18 protein-coding genes are annotated in these 18,213 nt (G+C 69.6%); 8 read left to right on the top strand and 10 right to left on the bottom strand.

The annotated features are described in order from the left end of the window. Nucleotides 1-15 precede the first annotated feature (15 nt). The 7 genes from E1B00_RS10095 to E1B00_RS10065 form a co-directional block, all read right to left on the bottom strand. Nucleotides 16-1,248, bottom strand: coding sequence for a cysteine desulfurase (locus E1B00_RS10095; protein WP_139448343.1), 1,233 nt, complete (start codon nt 1,246-1,248; stop codon nt 16-18). Then, nucleotides 1,245-2,543, bottom strand: coding sequence for a Fe-S cluster assembly protein SufD (gene sufD / locus E1B00_RS10090; RefSeq protein ID WP_139448341.1), 1,299 nt, complete (start codon nt 2,541-2,543; stop codon nt 1,245-1,247). The genes E1B00_RS10095 and sufD overlap by 4 nt, the downstream gene beginning before the upstream one ends. A 2-nt stretch (nt 2,544-2,545) precedes the next feature. Then, the gene (gene sufC, locus E1B00_RS10085; RefSeq protein WP_139448339.1) at nt 2,546-3,310 is read right to left on the bottom strand and encodes a Fe-S cluster assembly ATPase SufC; all 765 of its coding nucleotides are present in this window, start codon (nt 3,308-3,310) and stop codon (nt 2,546-2,548) included. Nucleotides 3,311-3,371: 61 nt separating this feature from the next. Next, nucleotides 3,372-3,929 carry a hypothetical protein gene (locus E1B00_RS10080; RefSeq protein ID WP_139448337.1) on the bottom strand — a complete coding sequence of 186 codons (558 nt, stop codon included), beginning with the start codon at nt 3,927-3,929 and terminating at the stop codon, nt 3,372-3,374. Further along, a complete protein-coding gene (gene sufB / locus E1B00_RS10075) occupies nt 3,926-5,368 on the bottom strand; it encodes a Fe-S cluster assembly protein SufB (RefSeq protein ID WP_139448335.1) in 1,443 nt (480 codons plus the stop codon). The genes E1B00_RS10080 and sufB overlap by 4 nt, the downstream gene beginning before the upstream one ends. A gap of 1 nt (nt 5,369) precedes the next feature. After that, nucleotides 5,370-5,819 carry an SUF system Fe-S cluster assembly regulator gene (locus E1B00_RS10070; protein WP_139448333.1) on the bottom strand — a complete coding sequence of 150 codons (450 nt, stop codon included), beginning with the start codon at nt 5,817-5,819 and terminating at the stop codon, nt 5,370-5,372. An 82-nt stretch (nt 5,820-5,901) separates the two neighbouring features. Beyond that, complete coding sequence (locus E1B00_RS10065; protein ID WP_139448331.1) at nt 5,902-6,936, bottom strand: VIT1/CCC1 transporter family protein; 1,035 nt, start codon at nt 6,934-6,936, stop codon at nt 5,902-5,904. 109 nt (nt 6,937-7,045) lie between these two features. Between E1B00_RS10065 and E1B00_RS10060 the strand changes: the two genes are divergently transcribed. The 5 genes from E1B00_RS10060 to E1B00_RS10040 all read left to right on the top strand — a co-directional run bounded on the left by E1B00_RS10060 (nt 7,046) and on the right by E1B00_RS10040 (nt 12,977). Continuing rightward, complete coding sequence (locus tag E1B00_RS10060; RefSeq protein WP_139448329.1) at nt 7,046-7,525, top strand: SET domain-containing protein; 480 nt, start codon at nt 7,046-7,048, stop codon at nt 7,523-7,525. 117 nt (nt 7,526-7,642) lie between these two features. Then, on the top strand, nt 7,643-9,877 hold the full coding sequence (locus tag E1B00_RS10055; protein WP_139448327.1) for a DUF5916 domain-containing protein: 2,235 nt from the start codon (nt 7,643-7,645) through the stop codon (nt 9,875-9,877). Nucleotides 9,878-10,037: 160 nt separating this feature from the next. Then, complete coding sequence (locus E1B00_RS10050; protein ID WP_139448325.1) at nt 10,038-10,616, top strand: GbsR/MarR family transcriptional regulator; 579 nt, start codon at nt 10,038-10,040, stop codon at nt 10,614-10,616. Beyond that, complete coding sequence (locus tag E1B00_RS10045) at nt 10,613-11,974, top strand: cytochrome ubiquinol oxidase subunit I (protein WP_139448323.1); 1,362 nt, start codon at nt 10,613-10,615, stop codon at nt 11,972-11,974. The genes E1B00_RS10050 and E1B00_RS10045 overlap by 4 nt, the downstream gene beginning before the upstream one ends. A gap of 10 nt (nt 11,975-11,984) precedes the next feature. Further along, entirely contained in the window at nt 11,985-12,977 is a 993-nt protein-coding gene (locus E1B00_RS10040) for a cytochrome d ubiquinol oxidase subunit II (RefSeq protein WP_139448321.1), read from the top strand. A gap of 4 nt (nt 12,978-12,981) precedes the next feature. Here E1B00_RS10040 and E1B00_RS10035 read toward each other — a convergent pair whose 3' ends face one another. From E1B00_RS10035 to fusA, 3 genes are all read right to left on the bottom strand, one after another. Then, a complete protein-coding gene (locus tag E1B00_RS10035) occupies nt 12,982-13,569 on the bottom strand; it encodes a hypothetical protein (RefSeq protein ID WP_139448319.1) in 588 nt (195 codons plus the stop codon). A 164-nt stretch (nt 13,570-13,733) separates the two neighbouring features. After that, nucleotides 13,734-14,018 (bottom strand): helix-hairpin-helix domain-containing protein, encoded by a 285-nt coding sequence (locus E1B00_RS10030; RefSeq protein ID WP_139448317.1) that lies wholly within the window; start codon nt 14,016-14,018, stop codon nt 13,734-13,736. Nucleotides 14,019-14,027: 9 nt separating this feature from the next. Continuing rightward, complete coding sequence (fusA, locus tag E1B00_RS10025; protein WP_139448315.1) at nt 14,028-16,079, bottom strand: elongation factor G; 2,052 nt, start codon at nt 16,077-16,079, stop codon at nt 14,028-14,030. 215 nt (nt 16,080-16,294) lie between these two features. Here fusA and E1B00_RS10020 point away from each other — a divergent pair, with 215 nt between their 5' ends. From E1B00_RS10020 to E1B00_RS15885, 3 genes are all read left to right on the top strand, one after another. After that, entirely contained in the window at nt 16,295-16,723 is a 429-nt protein-coding gene (locus E1B00_RS10020) for an OsmC family protein (RefSeq protein ID WP_139448313.1), read from the top strand. Continuing rightward, complete coding sequence (locus E1B00_RS10015) at nt 16,716-17,414, top strand: alpha/beta hydrolase (protein WP_139448311.1); 699 nt, start codon at nt 16,716-16,718, stop codon at nt 17,412-17,414. Before E1B00_RS10020 ends, E1B00_RS10015 begins: the two co-directional genes overlap by 8 nt. A 67-nt stretch (nt 17,415-17,481) precedes the next feature. Next, nucleotides 17,482-18,147 (top strand): glycine zipper 2TM domain-containing protein, encoded by a 666-nt coding sequence (locus E1B00_RS15885; RefSeq protein ID WP_139448309.1) that lies wholly within the window; start codon nt 17,482-17,484, stop codon nt 18,145-18,147. Nucleotides 18,148-18,213: the final 66 nt, after the last annotated feature.

Genomic DNA, 18,213 nt, shown 5'->3' with positions numbered 1-18,213 from the left:
AGTCAGCCGCGACCGTCATGCCAGCAGCTTGCGGACCTTGCCGATGGCGGCGGCCAGCTGTTCGATTTCCACGTGCGTGTTGTAGAAGGCCAGCGAGGCGCGGCAGGTGGCCGGCACGCCGAAGTGCGCCATCAGCGGATGCGCGCAGTGGTGGCCCGAGCGCACGGCGATGCCCTCGAGGTCGAGCAGGGTGGCCAGGTCGTGGGCATGCGCGCCTTCGACCAGGAAGCTGATCACCGCCGCCTTGCCCGGCGCGCTGCCGAAAATTCGAAGGCCCTCGATGGCCGACAGCTCGCGGGTGGCGATCTCGAGCAGGGCCTGTTCCCGGGCCTCGATCTGGTCCATGCCGATGCCGCGAAGGTAGTCCACCGCCGCGCCCAGGCCGACGACGCCGGCGATGTTGGGCGTGCCGGCCTCGAACTTGTGCGGCGGGTCGTTGAACACGGTCTTCTCGAAGCGCACTTCCTTGATCATCTCGCCGCCGCCGATGAAGGGCGGCATCTCGCGCAGGTGCTGACGCCGCGCCCACAGCGCGCCGGTACCGGTCGGGCCCAGCATCTTGTGGCCGGTGAGGGCGTAGAAGTCGCAGCCCAGCGACGGGATGTCGACGGCGCGGTGCGGCATCGCCTGGGAACCGTCCACCAGGGTGACCACGCCGCGCCTGCGCGCCTCGCGGCAGATCTGCGCGACCGGGTTCACGGTGCCGAGCACGTTCGAGACGTGGGTGAAGGCCAGCAGCTTCACCTCGCCGGTGAGCTTGGCGCGCAGGTCGTCCAGGTCCAGTTCGCCGCTGGGCGTGATCTCGACCACGCGGATCTTCGCGCCGGTGCGTTCGGCCACCAGCTGCCAGGGCACGATGTTGGCGTGGTGCTCCATGCGCGTGAGCAGGATGACGTCGCCGGCCCTGAGCCGAGGCAGCGCCCAGCTGTAGGCGACCAGGTTGATGCCGAAGGTGGTGCCCGAGGTGAGCACCAGCTCGTCGGCCGGCACGTTGAGGAAGGCCGCCAGCTTCGAGCGTGCGCCCTCGTAGGCTTCGGTCGCCTCGCTGCCGAGCGCGTGCACCGCGCGCGAGACGTTGGCGTTGTGTTCGCGGTAGAACTCGTCCACCGCGCGGATCACCGACTGCGGCTTCTGCGAGGTGTTGGCCGAATCCAGATAGACCAGCGGCTTGCCGTGCACCTGCCGGGTCAGCACCGGGAAGTCGGCGCGGATGCGCAGCCAGTCGGGGCGGTCGCTGCGGGCGGTCATGCGGAAACATCCTTGCGGTCGAGGCGGTCGGTGATGCGGGCGCCGAGGGATTCCGCCAGCCCGGCATCGTCCAGCGCCGCCAGCGGCTCGCGCAGGAAGGCCTGGATCAGCAGTTGGCGCGCCTGCTCGCGGCCCAGGCCGCGGCTGCGCAGGTAGAACAGCGCGGTTTCGTCCAGCCGGCCGACGGTGGCGCCGTGCGCTGCCTTCACTTCGTCGGCGTGGATGACCAGCACCGGCTGGGTGTCGATCTCGGCGCTTTCCGACAGCAGCAGGTTCTTGTTCGACAGGTTCGCGTCGCTGCCGTCGGCGCCGGCCTGGATCAGGATGCCGCCGTGGAAGACCGCGCGGCCGCGCTGGTCGGCCAGGCCGCGCCAGGGCAGTTCGCAGCGGGTGTCGCGGGCCTGGTGTTCGATGCCCAGGCGGGTGTCGAGATGGCGGCGGCCGTCGGCCAGCAGCACGCCGCCGGCGATCGCCGCGGCGCCTTCACCCTGCAGGGCGATGTTGAGCTCATGGCGCGACAACGCCGCGCCGAGCTCGAGGTCGGCGCGGCGGTACTCGGCGCCGGAGCCGAGCACGGCGTCGGTGCGGGCGATCAGGCTGGCGCCGGCGTCCTCGTCCTGCACGCGGGCGTGTTTCAGCCGCGCGCCGCGGGCCAGGTGTATGTGGACCAGGTGGTTGGTCAGATGGCGGTGTGCGCCGGCGCCGAGGTGGTGTTCAACCACGGTCGCCGACGCGCCGGTGCGCAGCTCGACCAGATGGCGCAGGTGCGCCGCCTGGTCGCCGCCGCTGGGCGCGCCGAGGAAGACCAGGTGCAGCGGGGCCGCGACCGCGGTGTCGGCCGCGACGCTGAGGCGCACGCCTTCCACGGCCAGGGCCGCGTTGAGGCGAGCGAAGATCTCGTCCGCACGCTCGAAGCGGCGGCCAAACACCGCCACCGCGCGCGGGTCGTCGCCGTCCAGCGCTTCCGACATCGGCCGCAGCTCGACGCCGTCGGGCAGCTCGCTGCGGTCGGACAGGGCCGCGTCGAAACGGCCGTTGACGAAGACCAGGCGCGGCGCCGGGATGTCGGCGACCAGGGCCGTGTCCACCACGCCCGCCCGGGCCGGCGCGAAATCGCGCGCCGCCAGGGCGCGCAGCGAGGTGTATTTCCAGGCCTCCACGCGCGCGCCCGGCAGGCCGTCGGCGAGTGCGGACGCGAGCGCGGCCCGGCGCGACGCGCCCAGGCCCTGCGCCTCCACCAGCGGCGCGGGCAGGGCCTCGAAGCCGGCCTTCAGCGATTCCAGCAGACCGCCCATGGTCAGGCCTTCGCCCCGGGCGCGATGCGGTCCTTCACCCAGGCGTAGCCGTGCGCCTCGAGCTCGAGCGCCAGCTCCGGGCCGCCGCTCTCGACGATGCGGCCGTCGGCCAGCACGTGCACCAAGTCCGGCTTGATGTAGTCGAGCAGGCGCTGGTAGTGGGTGATGACGAGGAAGGCGCGCTTGGCCGAACGCATCAGGTTGACGCCGTCGGCGACGGCCTTGAGCGCGTCGATGTCCAGGCCCGAGTCGGTCTCGTCCAGGATCGCCAGCTTCGGTTCCAGCAGGGCCAGCTGGAAGATCTCGTTGCGCTTCTTCTCGCCGCCGCTGAAGCCCTCGTTGACGCCGCGGTGCAGCAGCTCGTCCTTGAGGTGCAGCACGGCCAGCTTCTCGCGCACGAGCTTGAGGAACTGCATCGAGTCGAGTTCGGCTTCGCCGCGCGCCTTGCGCTGGGCGTTGAGCGCGGCGCGCAGGAAGTAGGTGTTGTTCACGCCCGGGATCTCGACCGGGTACTGGAAGGCCAGGAAGACGCCGGCGGCGGCGCGTTCTTCCGGCTCCAGCGCCAGCAGGTCGAGGCCCTCGAGCGTGACCGAACCTTCGACCACCTCGTAGCCTTCGCGGCCGGCGAGGATGTTGCCCAGCGTCGATTTGCCGGCGCCGTTCGGACCCATGATGGCGTGCACTTCGCCCGCCTTCACCTCGAGCGAGAGGCCCTTGAGGATGTCCTTGCCGGCGACGCGGGCGTGGAGGTTTTCGATCTTCAGCATGGGGTGTCCAGGAGCGCGTGGAGCGGAGTGTTCGGGAAGGTGTTCAACGGCAGGCGCGGCGTCATGGGCAGCCCGCGTCCCAGGCCAGGTTCAGCGGTCGGCCGCCGGCATCCTGGGCGGCGTAACAGACCACCAGGGACATGTCCGGGAACGAAGGCAGGGTGTCCGGGCAGCTCATCAGCTCCGCGCGCTCCGACAGACCGGTGCTCAGCGGCGTCGCCAGCACCACCTCGCCCGCGGGCGAGGTGCGGAACGGGCCCTTGGCGCCGCCGGGACTGGCGCCGAAATACAGGTCGTCGCCCTGGATCGCCAGGATCTCGGCCGAATAGGGCTTGAGCCAGCGGCGCCGCTCGCTGCCGTCGTCGCCGAATTCGACGACGATGTCGGGTTTGAGCACGGCATCGTCGGCCGGCATGCGCGACACGCGCGCCAGCGCCACCTCGCTGCAGTCGCCGGCCACCCAGTCGATGATGCGCGGGTCGCGGCTGTCGGGATCGGCAGCGAAGAAGGCGAAGGTGTGCGCGACCGGCGCGGCGGCCGCGGCGTCGCCGGGAGCGGAGGCCGGCGAACAGGCGGCGGTGGCCGCGGCCAGCAGCAGGGGCAGGGCCAGGCGCATCATCCGACCGCACCTTCCAGCGACACTTCCAGCAGCTTCTTGGCTTCCACCGCGAACTCCATCGGCAGTTCCTTGAAGACCTGCTTGCAGAAGCCGTCGACGATCATCGACACCGCGTCCTCTTCGCCGATGCCGCGGCTGCGGCAATAGAACAGCTGGTCATCGCTGATCTTGGACGTGGTCGCCTCGTGCTCCACCGTCGCGGTCGGGTGCTTGACCTCGATGTAGGGGAAGGTGTGGGCGCCGCACTTCTTGCCGATCAGCAGGCTGTCGCACTGGGTGTAGTTTCGGGCGCCGGCGGCGGTCTTTTCCATCTTCACCAGGCCGCGGTAGGTGTTCTGGCCGCGGCCGGCGCTGATGCCCTTGCTGATGATCTTGGACTTGGTGCGTGCACCCAGGTGGATCATCTTGGTGCCGGTGTCGGCCTGCTGGCGGTGGTGGGTGAGCGCCACCGAGTAGAACTCGCCGACCGAATCGTCGCCCTTGAGCACGCAGCTCGGGTATTTCCAGGTGATGGCCGAACCGGTCTCGACCTGGGTCCAGCTGATCTTGGCGCGCGCGCCGCGGCATTCGCCGCGCTTGGTGACGAAGTTGTAGATGCCGCCGACACCGTTCTCGTCGCCGGGGTACCAGTTCTGCACGGTGCTGTACTTGATTTCGGCGTCGTCCAGCGCCACCAGCTCGACCACCGCCGCGTGCAGCTGGTTTTCGTCGCGCATCGGCGCGGTGCAGCCTTCCAGGTAGGAAACGTGGCTGCGCTCCTCGGCGATGATCAGGGTGCGCTCGAACTGGCCGGTGTCGCGGGCGTTGATGCGGAAGTAGGTGCTCAGCTCCATCGGGCAGCGCACGCCCTTGGGGATGAAGACGAAGCTGCCGTCGGAGAACACGGCCGAGTTCAGCGCCGCGAAATAGTTGTCGCCCACCGGCACCACGCTGCCCAAGTACTGGCGCACCAGGTCGGGGTAGTCGTGCACGGCTTCCGACAGCGAGCAGAAGATCACGCCCTTCTCGGCCAGTTCCTTGCGGAAGGTGGTGCCGACCGAGACCGAGTCGAACACCGCGTCCACCGCCACACCGGCCAGCTTGGCGCGTTCGTGCAGCGGCACACCCAACTTTTCGTAGGTGTCGAGCAGCTCCTTGGGCACGTCGTCGAGCGAGGCGTACTTCGGCCCCTTGGGCGCGGCGTAGTAGCTCACGGCCTGGAAATCGATCGGCGCGATGTCGAGCTTGGCCCAGTGCGGCGGCGTCATCGTCAGCCAGTGCCGGTAGGCCTTGAGCCGCCATTCGGTCAGCCACTCGGGCTCGTTCTTCTTGGCCGAGATGAAGCGGACCACGTCCTCGTTCAGGCCCGGCGGCAGCGTGTCGGACTCGATGTCGGTGACGAAGCCGGCGTCGTAGCGGCGGGCCAGGTGTTCGACGATTTCTGCATTATGGGTGGTCATGTCAGGCTCCTGCCCGCGACAGCTGCAGCGGGATGGCCTTGCGCGCCGCCGGCGGCGGCAGCATGTCGGCCAGGGTGATGCCGCCGAGCGCGTCGGCGATGACGTCGTTGATGCGGCGCCAGTGCGACTGCACGCCGCAGTGCGGCTCGTGTTCGCAGCTGGAGTGTTCGCCCGAACATTCGGTCATGCCCAGCGGGCCCTCGATCGCCTCGACGATGGCGATCAGCGCGATCTGGTCCGCGGGCCGGGCCAGCCGGTAGCCGCCGCTGGCTCCGCGGAAGCCTTCGACCAGGCCGGCGTGGGCCAGGGGCTTGAGCACCTTGGCCACGGTCGGCGGCTCCAGCCGGGCCCGTTCGGCCAGGTCGGCAGCCGACAGCACCCGGTCCGGCGCCGAGGCCAGGGCGGCCAGCACGACGGTGGCGTAGTCGGTCAGTTTGGTGACGCGGAGCATGGCGTCGGGCCGGAATCTCGGAATTCGGACCGAAATTGTACGGTTTAAGCCGGGCCGGCTCAATCCGGGAGGGAACGGCCGTTCAGGCCACGTCGACGCCGATCAGGCGGCCGATCGCGAACACCGTCGCCCCGGCCAGGGCGCCGATGCCCAGCATGCGTGCGCCGCCCGCCCAGGGATTGCGGCCGGTGAACAGGCTCATGGCCGCGCCGGTGCCGAACAGGCCCGCTGCCGCCAGGCCGGTGCCCAGGTAGGCCGCATTGGGCAGGGCGCTGCCAGCGAAGAAGGGGATCAGAGGGATCAGCGCGCCGACGGTGAAGGCGCTGAACGAAAACACCGCGGCGCCGATCGGCGAGCCCAGGTCGTCCGGGTTCAGCCCCAGCTCCTCGCGGGCCAGCACGTCCAGCGCCTGGCTGGGGTTCTTCACCAGCTTGTGGGCGAACTCGCGGGCCTGCTCCGCCGGCATGCCGCGGGCGATGTAGATCAGGGCCAACTCCTCCGCCTCGGCCTCCGGGTACTTCTTCAGCTCGTCCGACTCCAGCCCGATCTGATATTCGAACAGCTCGCGCTGCGAGCGCACCGATACGTATTCGCCGGCCGCCATCGACAGGGCGCCCGCCAGCAGGCCGGCGATGCCCGTGGCCAGCACGGTGCCGGTGGAGGCGCTGGCGCCGACCACGCCCAGGATCAGGCTGGCGTTGGACACCAGGCCGTCGTTCACCCCGAAGATGGCCGCGCGCAGATTGCCGCCGCCGACCGATCGGTGGCTGAGGCCGACCTGGGCCAGGTCGGTCGGCAGCAGGTGGCCGGTGAGCGCGGCGGTGTAGGCGGAGAGGCCGCGCACTTTCAGTGCTGCCAGCGCCGGCTTCATCCGGCGCGGTCCGAGCCGGCGCGCGAGGCCCGCCACCAGTCGGGCCCGGCGTTCGGGCACGAAGGGTTCGGGCAGGATTTCGCCGGCCTCCTGGGCGGCCGCGGCCCAGGTCTGCGCCTGCGATTCGGCCGCGTCGGCGAGGGAGCGGAACAGCGCCGCGATGCGGGCATCGGGCTCCGCGGCGGCCAGGGCGCGGTAGAGCCAGGCCGATTGTTTTTCCTCGCGCCAGCTGTTGCCAGGATCCATGTCCGAACTCCCGTGTGCCGACGCCAGCTTACGCCGGCGCGGGGCAGGGCTGCGCGGAAGGCCCGCATGCGGGACAATGGCGCCCCTTGCCGTTCCGGATCACCTGCAGATGCCCAAGAAGATCGAAGCCCGCCGCTCCGCCATCCACGGCAACGGCGTCTTCGCCACCGAGGCGATCGCCAAGGGCGAACGCGTGATCCGCTACAAGGGCCTGCTGCGCACGCACGAGGAAGTGGACCGGGTGTACGCCGACGACCTCGACACCGGCCACACCTTTCTGTTCACGCTCAACGACAAGTACGTCATCGACGCCAACGTCGACGGCAACGACGCGCGCTGGATCAACCACAGCTGCGACCCGAACTGCGAAGCCGCGCACCTGGAGTCCGACACCGGCAAGAAGCGCAAGGACCGCATCTACATCGAGGCCATGCGCGACATCGCCCCTGGCGAAGAGCTGACCTACAACTACGGCATCACCCTGGCCGAGCCGCACACCGCACGGCTCAAGAAGCTCTGGGCCTGCCGCTGCGGCTCGCCCAAATGCACCGGCACGATGCTGCAGCCCAAGCGCAAGCCGCGGGCCTGAACGGCGGGCCAGCATCATCGGATGCATGACCCGGCCGGAAGGTTGACATGACCTTTGGCCCTCGGCGCGCCGCCGGGGGATCACCAAGATGCGCGGGTCCCTGCCTCCGGCCCGCGCATGAAAATCTCCCGAATCCTTCCGGCGCTCTGCGCGCTGGCCGCCGCGCCCGTCGCCGCCGTCGAGGTCGACGGCCGCATCGATCCGCAGGAGTGGGCCGGCGCCCGCCACATCACCGACTTCGTGATGGTGCAGCCGCTCAGCGGTGAACCGGCGCGCTACCGCACCGAAGCCTGGGTGCTGGCGACCCCCGAGGGCCTGGCCGTGGCCTTCCGCAACCACCAGCCGGCCGACGTGCCGCGCACCACCCAGCGCACGCGCCGCGACGAGGGCGGCCAGCTCGACCGGGTGAACCTGATGGTCGATTTCGACGGCGACGGCCGCACCGGCTACGACTTCATGGTCACGATTGCCGATGGCATCAGCGACGAGGTGATCACCAGCGAGCGCAACTTCAATACCGACTGGGACGGCCACTGGCACCGCGCCGTCACCCAGGAGCCGGATTCGTGGTCGGTGGAGATGGTGATCCCCTGGCACGTCGCGCCCATGGCCAAGCCCGAGGGCGGCAAGCGCACGCTGGGCCTGTACCTGGACCGCGTGGTCGGCAGCACCGGCGAGCGTTTCGGCTGGCCCAACATCAGCTACCAGAAACCACGTTTCCTGTCCGAGTTCAGCAAGGTCGAAGTGCCGCTGTACGAGCAGGCGCTGCTGGCCGTGACCCCGTACGCGGTGGCCGTGCACGACCGGATCCGCGGCGAGACCGACTTCGACGCCGGTGCCGACCTGTTCTGGAAGCCCAACGGACAGTTCCAGCTCTCGGCCACGATCAATCCCGACTTCGGTCAGGTCGAGAGCGACGACCTGGTGGTGAACTTCGGCGCGGTGGAAACCTTCTTCGGCGACAAGCGGCCGTTCTTCACCGAGAACCAGGGCATGTTCGACGTGCCCTTCGGCGCCGGCAACAGTCGCCTGCTGTACACGCGCCGCATCGGCGGCACGGCCGACGACGGCAGCGGCGCCGGCGACGTGCACGCCGCGGTGAAGCTCAACGGCAGCCTGGGCCAGGTGCGCTACGGCCTGCTGGCCGCGACCGAGGGCGACGAGGTCGGCCGCGACTTCTTCGCCCTGCGTGCCACCCGCGACTTCGGCGCCCAGGACCTGGGCGGCATGCTGACCCACGTCGACCGCCCCTTCCTGGACCGCACCGCCACCGTCTACTCCGCCGATCACCTGTGGACGCCGAACGCCGCCTGGAGCATCCGCTCGCAGCTGGTCGCCTCGCACGTCGAGCAGGCCGGGCAGAGCAGCGACGACAGCGGCCTGCAGGTGCGCGCCGACTGGGAGATGGGTGCGGGCTGGCGCCAGCAGCTGTGGTTCCTGCACATCGGCGACGAGCTGCAGCTCAACGACATCGGCTACCTGGACCGCAACAACTTCAACTACCTGCGCTACGAACTGGCGCGGCGCTTTCCGGACCAGCCCGAGGATTCGGCGTATTCCTTCCACGAGTGGCGCTGGGCCGCGTCCACGCGGCGCAACGACCACGGCCTGAACATCGCCGAGGCGATCGCCACCAACCGCATCAGCGAGCGCCGCGACGGCGGCAGCGAGTTCCTCGAAGTGGCGATGTGGACCGACGGCCACGACGACCTGATCACCCGCGGCAATGGCGCGGTGCGCGTGCCGGAGAAGGTGTTCCTGTTCTGGGAACGCTCGCGCCCGCAGCGCGGACGCTGGTCCTGGTACGTGGGCGCGCGCGCGGCCGGCGAAGGCCTGGACGGCGCCGGCGGCATGGGCCTGGACCTGGACTTCGAGCCGACCCTGCACCTGAGCGACAGCCTGGCCCTGCAGGGCGTCTTCAGCCTGCAGCACAACCCGGACTGGCTGCTGTGGCGCGGCGGCGACCGGCTGGGCAGCTACCGCGCCGACATCGCCGCGGTCGGCGCCAACCTGCAGTGGCAGATCGGCACCCGCCAGGAGCTGCGCATCAAGCTTGAGACCATCGCGCTCGACGCCCGCCTGCGCCAGGCCTGGGTGGTCGGCCCCGGCGGCGAGCCGCAGCCGGTGGCCACGCCCGCCGATATCACCGACTTCAGCCTGGCGAACCTGGGTTTCCAGATCCGCTACCGCTACGAACTGGCGCCGCTGTCGGACCTGTACATCGTCTACGGCCGCGGCGGACTGGCCGACGACGACCAGAGCCGCTCGCTGGCCGACCTGCTGGGCGACACGACGTCCCTGCGCGACGCCGAGCAGATCCTGATCAAGCTCAGCTACCGCTTCGCCAACTGAGGGCGCGGGTCGACGGATGGCGCCCGGCCGCCTGGCCGGATCCGGCCGGGACCCGGCCGTCGGCCGTGAGCTTTCCCTGAACGCGCCGCGGCCGGCACTTGCCCAGGATTGAGCAAAGTCATTTAATGTTTCAGAAATTTCTGAAACTTCGGGTGACTCCATGGACCTGCCACCGCTCAGCCAGTCCTTCGTGCTGCATTTCGGCGAGATGGGCAGCCGCTGGGGCATCAACCGTACGGTTGGGCAGATCTACGCCCTGCTGTTCATTTCGGCCCAGCCGCTGACCGCCGACGACATCACCGAGCGGCTGGGGGTCAGCCGGTCCAATGTCAGCATGGGGCTGAAAGAGCTCTCCTCCTGGCGGCTGGTGCGGCTGAGCCACCAGCCCGGCGACCGCCGCGACTTCTACGCCGCGCCCGAGGACGTCTGGGCCATCTTCAAGACCCTGGCCGAAGAGCGCCAGCGGCGCGAGGTCGACCCGACCCTGTCGATGCTGCGCGACGCATTGCTGGAAGCGCCCGGCACGCCGGAGGAACAGCACGCCCAGGCGCGCATGCGCGAGATGCACGACCTGATCGAGCAGCTGACCGAGTGGTTCGCGGAAGTGCGCAAGCTGTCGCCGTCCACGCTGGAGAAGCTGATGTCGCTGGGCTCCGCCGCGACCAAGCTGCTGGACATCAAGGACCGGCTGCTGGGCGCCCCGGCGGCCCCGGCCCTGGCGGAGGAGACCAAGCCATGAGTCCCGATGGCGTGATGGATGCGGTGATGCTGGCCCGGGTGCAGTTCGCGGCCAACATCAGCTTCCACATCCTGTTCCCGACCATCACCATCGCACTGGGCTGGGTGCTGCTGTTCTTCAAGCTGCGCTATCTGAAGACCCGGGACGAAAAATGGCTGTCGGCCTACTTCTTCTGGGTGAAGGTGTTCGCGCTCAGCTTCGGCATGGGCGTGGTCAGCGGCGTGACGATGAGTTTCCAGTTCGGCACCAACTGGCCGGGCTACATGAACACCGTCGGCAACATCGCCGGGCCGCTGCTGGCCTACGAGGTGCTGACCGCGTTTTTCCTCGAGGCCAGCTTCCTCGGCATCATGCTGTTCGGGCGCAAGAAGGTCGGCGAGCGCATGCATACGCTGGCGACCGTGCTGGTCGCGGCCGGCACCACGCTGTCGGCGTTCTGGATCCTCGCGCTGAACTCGTGGATGCAGACGCCGGCGGGCTTCGAGATCATCGATGGCGTGGTGCACCCGACGGACTGGTGGGCGGTGATCTTCAACCCGTCCTTCCCGTACCGGCTCAGCCACAAGCTGCTGGCCTCGGGACTCACGGTCGCGTTCCTGATCGCCGGCCTGTCGGCCTTCCGCTGGCTGCGCGGCGACCGCGGCCCCGACGTCGCGGCGACCCTGCGCACGGGCGTGATGATGGCGGCGTTCCTGATCCCGGTGCAGATATTCGTCGGCGACCAGCATGGCCTGAACACGCTGGAGTACCAGCCGGCGAAGGTCGCCGCGATGGAAGGCATCTGGGGCGAGGGCGAAAAAGGCGCGCCGGCCCTGCTGTTCGCCTGGCCGAACGAGGCCGAGCGGCGCAACGACTACGCGATCGGCATCCCGGGCCTGGCGGCGCTGATCCTCACCCACGACCTGCAGGGCGAGCTCAAGGGCCTGGACAGCTTCGAGGACCACCCGCCGGTGCTGCCGGTGTTCTGGAGTTTCCGCGTGATGGTCGGCGTCGGCATGCTGATGCTGGGGGTGTCGTGGCTGGCGGCCTGGCAGCTGCGCCGTCGCGGCGAACCGGCGCGCTGGCTGCAGCGCGTGCTGGTGGGCATGACCTTCTCGGGCTGGGTGGCGACGCTGGCCGGCTGGTATGTCACCGAAATCGGGCGCCAGCCCTGGCTGGTCACCGGTGTGCTGCGCACCGCCGACGCGGCGTCGGCCACGCCGGCACCGATCATCGGCCTGAGCCTGAGCGCCTATCTGATCATCTACGTCGTGCTGCTGCTGGCCTACGTGTCGGTGCTGTTCCACTTGGCGCGCAAGAGCGGCGCCACCGTGGCGCCGCCGATCACCGCCGCGCGCGGCGAACCCGACGAAACCTGAGGACCTGACCATGGATGCCTGGCTGCCGCTGATCTTCATGGGCCTGATGGCCCTGGCGATGCTGATCTACGTGGTGCTCGACGGTTACGACCTCGGCGTCGGACTGCTGGTGCCGTTCGCCGACGGTCCGGGCAAGGACCGCATGGTCGCGTCGATCGGCCCGTTCTGGGATGCCAACGAAACCTGGCTGGTGCTGGGCGTCGGCCTGCTGCTGGTCGCGTTCCCGGTCGCGCACGGGGTGATCCTGGGCGCGCTGTACCTGCCGGTGGCGGTGATGCTGATCGGCCTGATCCTGCGCGGCGTCGCCTTCGACTTCCGCGCCAAGGCGCACGACGAACACCGCGGCCTGTGGAACGCGGCCTTCAGCATCGGTTCGCTGGTGGCGGCGCTGGCCCAGGGTTACATGATCGGCCGCTACATCCTGGGCTTCGAGCCGGGCGTGGTGCCGGCGCTGTTCGCGCTGTTCGTCGCGCTGTGCCTGGCCGGCGGTTACGCGCTGCTGGGCGCGACCTGGCTGCTGATGAAGATGGAAGGCGCGCTGGTGCGACAGGCCGCGGGCTGGGGCTGGTGGGCGCTGTGGGTCACCGGGCTGGGCATCGCCGCGGTGTCGATCGCCACGCCCTACGTGTCGCCGCGCATCTTCGAGAAGTGGTTCGCGCTGCCCAATCTGTTCCTGCTGATGCCGGTGCCCCTGCTCACCGCGGGCCTGTTCGCCGTCTGCGAGAACCACCTGCGCCGCATCCGTCGCGGCGATCCGGGCAAGGACTGGGTGCCGTTCGCGGCGGCGATCGGCATGTTCGTGCTGGCCTTCGCCGGGCTGGCCTACAGCCTGTATCCCTACCTGGTGATCGACCGCATCGAGTTCTGGGACGCGGCCGCGGCGCCGGGCTCGCTGAAGATCATCCTGGTCGGCGCGCTGGTGACCCTGCCGATGATCATCGGCTACACGATCTTCTCGTACAAAGTGTTCTGGGGCCGCAGCACCGAACTGAGCTACGAGTGATGGCTCAGCCCGCCGGGACGCCCGCCACCTCGACCACGAAGCGGCAGACCGTCGGCGGGTGTGCGCGCAGCACCGGAAGGTCGGAGCTGAACTCGCCGTCGCCGGTCGGGTAGCCGTCCGGCTCGGCGCCTTCGGCGAATACCGGTGCGCACAGGCCGGCCGGGGCGACCCGGTCGGCGCCGGGATCGAGCCGGCCGCCGCGCCAGTCGCTGATCGTGCCGCCGTAGTCCCAGCCGAAGCCGTAGAAGGCGAACGGCCCGCCGTTGAGCGTTTCCAGCTCCGTGCTGCTCAGGCCAAGGCGCACGCCGTCGGCGCGCACCCAGGCCGAGGTCGCGTCGGTCGCATCGTTCTCGACCACGATCGCGACCGGGTGTTCGCCGGCTTCGTCCAGAGAGGCGACGGCCTGGCGCTCCGGATCCTGCGGGTACAGCACCCAGGCTTCGTACTCTTCGCCTTCGGCGCCCGGCAGGATGCGCGTGGCCACCTGGTCGGCGCCCAGGCGCGCCTGCGCCGAGGCCAGTGTGTCGTCGGCACGCAGCAGATGTTCGATCGCAGGAAAGTCCGTCGCGGCCTCCGGTGCGGCAGCCGTCACGGCGGGCGCCGTCGCGTCCGCCGCTTCTGAGGCTGAAGCGGCTTCCGTGTTCGCGGCGGTGTCTGCCGTCGCTGCGGGCGGCGGCGCTTCGCCGCAGCCGGCGATCGAAACCAGGAGCGCGACAAGCAGGACGCGGCGGTGGGGCATGCGGGCTCTCCGGAAGCTCATGACGAGGCGAGGTGGCGCTTGCGTTCGGCGGTGTAATGCCACCACGGATGCGGCGGCGCGCCTTCCATGAAGCGCACCGCCGAAATGAAGCAGTCGATCAGGCAGGGGTCCTGGCGAACGCCGGCGATCCGGTTGCTGTGTTCGTACATCGCGTACGGGTCGCGGCCCACCAGCTGGCGCGGCTCGGTGATGCCGAGCGCGCGCAGGTCGCCGGCGATGGATGGGCCGATGTTCGGGATATCGACCAGGCGCCGGGCCTGGTCGGGGGTCTTGGCTTTCATCCGGCGAGTCTAGTCTTCCTCGTGCCTGGGTTTGAAGGCATCGACCAGCTGCTTCTGCACATTGCCCGGCACCGGTTCGTAGTGGCTGAACTCCAGGTCGTAGCGGCCGCGCCCGGCCGTGGCGCCCTTGAGCTCCGCCGCGTAGTCGGTGAGTTCGGACAGCGGCACCTGGGCCTTGACCACGATCTCGCCGCCGCGGCCCGAATCGGTCCCGTGGATGCGGGCGCGTTTGCCGGCGAGCTGGCCGGTGATGTCGCCCATGTGCGCTTCCGGCGCGGCCACGGTCAGGTCCACGATCGGTTCCAGCACCTGCGGCCGGGCCTTGAGCACGGCGTCGAGGAAGGCCTTCTTGCCCGCCGACACGAAGGCCACTTCCTTCGAGTCCACCGTGTGGTACTTGCCGTCGTACACGGTGACGCGCACGTCCTGCAGCGGATAACCGGCGATGGCGCCGCCGTGCAGCACCTGGCGCACGCCCTTTTCCACGGCCGGGATGAACTGGCCGGGGATGGTGCCGCCCTTGACCGCATCCACGAACTCGAAGCCCTTGCCGCGCTCCAGCGGCTCGATGCGCAGGAAGACCTCGCCGAACTGGCCGGCGCCGCCGGTCTGCTTCTTGTGCCGGTGGTGGCCTTCGGCGTGCGCGCCGATGGTCTCGCGGTAGGCGATGCGCGGCGGCCGCGACTTCACTTCCACGCCGTAGCGCTCGCGGATGCGCTCGAGCATCACCCGCAGGTGCAGCTCGCCCAGGCCGCGGATCACGGTTTCGTTGAGTTCAGCGTGGTGTTCGACGTGGAAACCCGGGTCCTCCTCGGCCAGCTTGTGCAGGGCGGTGGAGAGCTTTTGCTCCTGGCCACGGGTGGCGGCCTCGATCGCCAGGCCGAACATCGGCTTGGGGAACTCCAGCGGGTGAAGCCGGATGTTGTCTTCGTCGTGGCTGTCGTGCAGCACGGCGTCGAAATGGATCTCCTCGATCTTGGCCACGGCGGCGATGTCGCCGGGAATGGCCTGCTCGATCTCGATGTGGTCCTTGCCCTTGAGCTTGAACAGGTGCCCGACCTTGAAGGGCTTCTTGCCGTCGTCGATGAACAGCTGGCTGTCCTTGCGCACGGTTCCTTGGAACACGCGGAAGATGCTGAGCTTGCCGACGAAGGGATCGTTGACGATCTTGAACACGTCGGCGATGACGTGGGCCTTCGGGTCGGGCGTGGCGGTGATGGGCTCGCCGTTCTTCTCGAACGGCGGCGGGTTGCCCTCGAGCGGGTTGGGGAAGAGTTTTTCCGCGAGGTCCAGCAGCTCCTTCACGCCGGCGCCGGTCCGGGCCGAGACGAAACACACGGGCACCAGGTGGCCCTCGCGCAGGCACTGCTCGAAGGCGTCGTGCAGGGCCTGGCCGCTCAGGCCTTCCTCACCGACCTCGAGGTAGCGCTCCATCACCTGTTCGTTGATCTCCACAACCTGGTCGATGATGCGCTGGTGCGCGTCGGCGACCGGGCCCAGGTCGGAATCGCCGGCGGGGTTGAAGAAGCAGTCGACCACGCGCTTGCCGCCGTCGGCGGGCAGGTTGATGGGCAGGCATTCGGGGCCAAAGGTGTCGCGGATCTCGTCCACGAGTGCGGCGAGCTTCGTGGGTTCGGAATCAATCTTGTTGATCACAATCACCCGGCACAGGTTGCGCGCTTTGGCGTACTCCATCATGCGCCGCGTGCCGTATTCGATGCCCGCACCGGCATTGATGACGATGGCGACGGTTTCCACCGCCGAGAACGCCGTCAGGGTCGGGCCGCGGAAATCGGGGTAGCCCGGGGTGTCGATCAGGTTGACGTGCACGAGTTGTTGACCAGCCGCAGCGTGGTCGATGGACGCGATCGCGGTGTTCAGTGAGTGGCCGCGGCTTCGTTCCATGGGGTCGAAGTCGGACACCGTGGTGCCGCGTTCGAGGCTGCCTGCCGTCTGAATCGCGCCACCGGCATGCAGCAGGGCTTCGAAGAGGGTGGTTTTGCCGGCGCTGGAGTGGCCTGCCAGGGCCACGTTGCGGATGGTTTCTGTGCTGTACGACATGAGGCCGTCTCTCCCAAGTGATGGGTGGATAGGCCGTCATGGTCGGCGGCGCAGTGGCGCTGCCAGGTCGTTTTTCGCGCGACCGCGCGTCGGTCATGGCGGAACCCCGGCCGGAGCCGGGAGGGCTAGCCTTCCACCAGCGCCCCGCCGGGTCAACCCGGGGACTATCATGGCCCTCCCGGCCGCCCCCCGCGGCCCGCCACCGGAGAACCGCCATGGGATTCAAGCGCCACGCCACCGCCCACTGGGAGGGCGACCTCAAGTCCGGCCAGGGCCGCATGAGCACGCCGCAGAGCGGTCTGTTCGAGGGCACCCGCTATTCCTTCAACACCCGCTTCGGCGAGGAGAAGGGCACCAACCCCGAGGAGCTGCTTGCCGCCGCGCATGCCGGCTGCTACTCGATGGCGCTGAGCTTCATGCTGCAGAACGCCGGCTTCACTGCCAGCCGCATCGACACCAAGGCCGAAGTGCTGATGGAAACCTCGCCGGGCCCGCACGCGGTCGGCGTGCACTTGACGGTGACCGCGAGCATCCCCGGCATCGACGCCGCGGGCTTCGCCGACATCGCCACCAATGCCAAGGAGAACTGCGTGATCTCGCGCGCCCTCGGCATTCCGGTGACCATGGACGCCAAGCTTGTCTGAAGCGGCGCGCGCCGCCGTCTTCGTGCATGGCGCGGGCGGCGGCGGCTGGGAGTGGAACGTGTGGGCGCGCGTGTTCGCCGCCCACGGCTACGAGGTGCATGCGCCCGACCTGATGGCCGGGCCGCAGGGGCTGGCCGCGACCACGCTCGGCGACTACGCCGCGCAGGCCGGCGGCTGGCTGGGTGCGGCGCGCCGCGAGCAGCAAGGCGGCCGGCTGGTGCTGGTCGGCGCCAGCCTGGGCGGCCTGCTCGCCCTGATGAAGGCGGACGCCGCCGATGCCCTGGTGCTGGTCAATCCGCTGCCGCCGGACGGGCTGCCGTCGCCGCCACGGCCGGCCGTGGTGCCCTGGGGCCGCGAAGCCTCGCTGGCCGGCACCCGCCGGGCAATGCCGGACGCCGATGACGCCGCCGCACTGTATGCGTTCCGGCGCTGGCGCGACGAATCCGGCCGGGTCCTGGACCAGGCCTGCGCCGGCGTGGCCATCGCGCCGGTCCGCGCGCCCGTGCTCGTGCTGGCCTCGGACGGGGACGAGGACGTGCCGCCCGCCGCCTCCGAGGCCCTGGCGCGACAGCTGGGTGCCCGGCTGCACTGCTGGCCGGGAAGCCATGTCGGACCACTGCTCGGCCGGCGCGCCGCCGAAGCCGCGGAGCAGGCTGTCGAATGGCTGAACGGGATTGCCCTGCGGGCCTGAGTTCAGCGGCAGTTGGGCGCCCCGGCCCGAGCATGCCCTCGCGCCAATCCGGCGCCAGGAGTCGCCCATGAAAGCCCTTGCCGTCAGCTCCCTCGCCCTTGCCCTGGCCTTCGCGGCCGGCAGCGCGAACGCCAACGACTACTACGACGCCAACCGCGGTTACGACGACGATTACGGTTATGAGTCCGGCTATGCCGGCGACCAGGGTCCGGCCTATGACCTGGCGCGCGTGGTGAGCGTGGATCCGATCGTCGAGCCGGGCCAGCCCGTCAACCGCCAGGAATGCTGGCGCGAGCCGGCGCCTTCCTACGCCCGCGACTACCGCCAGGATCCGCGCTACGACCGCTACCAGCGTCGCCCGAGCGGCGGCGGTGCGGTGCTCGGCGCCATCGTCGGCGGCGTGCTCGGCAACAGTGTCGGCAATGGCGACGGCCGCCAGGCCGCGACGGTCGCCGGTGCCGTGATCGGCGGCGCCATCGGCCACAACATCGAGCGCAACGGCCAGCGCCGCGATGCCTACGGTTATCGCGACGACCGCTACTACGGCCACAACGCCGGTTACGGTCAGGCCGAAGTGCAGCGCTGCCGCGTGGTCACCGACTACCGCCGCGAAGAGCGTGTGGTCGGCTACCGCGTCGCCTACGAATACGCCGGTCGCACCTACCAGACCGTCACCGATTACCACCCGGGCAGCGAAATCCGCGTCCGCGTGGACGTCACGCCGGAAGGCTGAGCACTCTCTCCCTCAGTTGACCGCACAGAAGGGGCCCTCGGGCCCCTTCGCTTTTTCAGCGCGGCG

It is taken from the genome of Arenimonas terrae (genome assembly GCF_006265115.1).
Lineage (GTDB): Bacteria > Pseudomonadota > Gammaproteobacteria > Xanthomonadales > Xanthomonadaceae > Arenimonas > Arenimonas terrae.
Note: the sequence above shows the minus strand (reverse complement) of the source record. Positions and strands in the feature narration are given on the sequence as shown.

Excerpts from the sequence above, each read along its gene's own strand:
- E1B00_RS10095 (WP_139448343.1), bottom strand. The coding sequence starts at position 1,248 with ATGACCGCCCGCAGCGACCGCCCCGACTGGCTGCGCATCCGCGCCGAC.
- sufD (WP_139448341.1), bottom strand. The coding sequence starts at position 2,543 with ATGGGCGGTCTGCTGGAATCGCTGAAGGCCGGCTTCGAGGCCCTGCCC.
- sufC (WP_139448339.1), bottom strand. The coding sequence starts at position 3,310 with ATGCTGAAGATCGAAAACCTCCACGCCCGCGTCGCCGGCAAGGACATC.
- E1B00_RS10080 (WP_139448337.1), bottom strand. The coding sequence starts at position 3,929 with ATGATGCGCCTGGCCCTGCCCCTGCTGCTGGCCGCGGCCACCGCCGCC.
- sufB (WP_139448335.1), bottom strand. The coding sequence starts at position 5,368 with ATGACCACCCATAATGCAGAAATCGTCGAACACCTGGCCCGCCGCTAC.
- E1B00_RS10070 (WP_139448333.1), bottom strand. The coding sequence starts at position 5,819 with ATGCTCCGCGTCACCAAACTGACCGACTACGCCACCGTCGTGCTGGCC.
- E1B00_RS10065 (WP_139448331.1), bottom strand. The coding sequence starts at position 6,936 with ATGGATCCTGGCAACAGCTGGCGCGAGGAAAAACAATCGGCCTGGCTC.
- E1B00_RS10060 (WP_139448329.1), top strand. The coding sequence starts at position 7,046 with ATGCCCAAGAAGATCGAAGCCCGCCGCTCCGCCATCCACGGCAACGGC.
- E1B00_RS10055 (WP_139448327.1), top strand. The coding sequence starts at position 7,643 with ATGAAAATCTCCCGAATCCTTCCGGCGCTCTGCGCGCTGGCCGCCGCG.
- E1B00_RS10050 (WP_139448325.1), top strand. The coding sequence starts at position 10,038 with ATGGACCTGCCACCGCTCAGCCAGTCCTTCGTGCTGCATTTCGGCGAG.
- E1B00_RS10045 (WP_139448323.1), top strand. The coding sequence starts at position 10,613 with ATGAGTCCCGATGGCGTGATGGATGCGGTGATGCTGGCCCGGGTGCAG.
- E1B00_RS10040 (WP_139448321.1), top strand. The coding sequence starts at position 11,985 with ATGGATGCCTGGCTGCCGCTGATCTTCATGGGCCTGATGGCCCTGGCG.
- E1B00_RS10030 (WP_139448317.1), bottom strand. The coding sequence starts at position 14,018 with ATGAAAGCCAAGACCCCCGACCAGGCCCGGCGCCTGGTCGATATCCCG.
- fusA (WP_139448315.1), bottom strand. The coding sequence starts at position 16,079 with ATGTCGTACAGCACAGAAACCATCCGCAACGTGGCCCTGGCAGGCCAC.
- E1B00_RS10020 (WP_139448313.1), top strand. The coding sequence starts at position 16,295 with ATGGGATTCAAGCGCCACGCCACCGCCCACTGGGAGGGCGACCTCAAG.
- E1B00_RS15885 (WP_139448309.1), top strand. The coding sequence starts at position 17,482 with ATGAAAGCCCTTGCCGTCAGCTCCCTCGCCCTTGCCCTGGCCTTCGCG.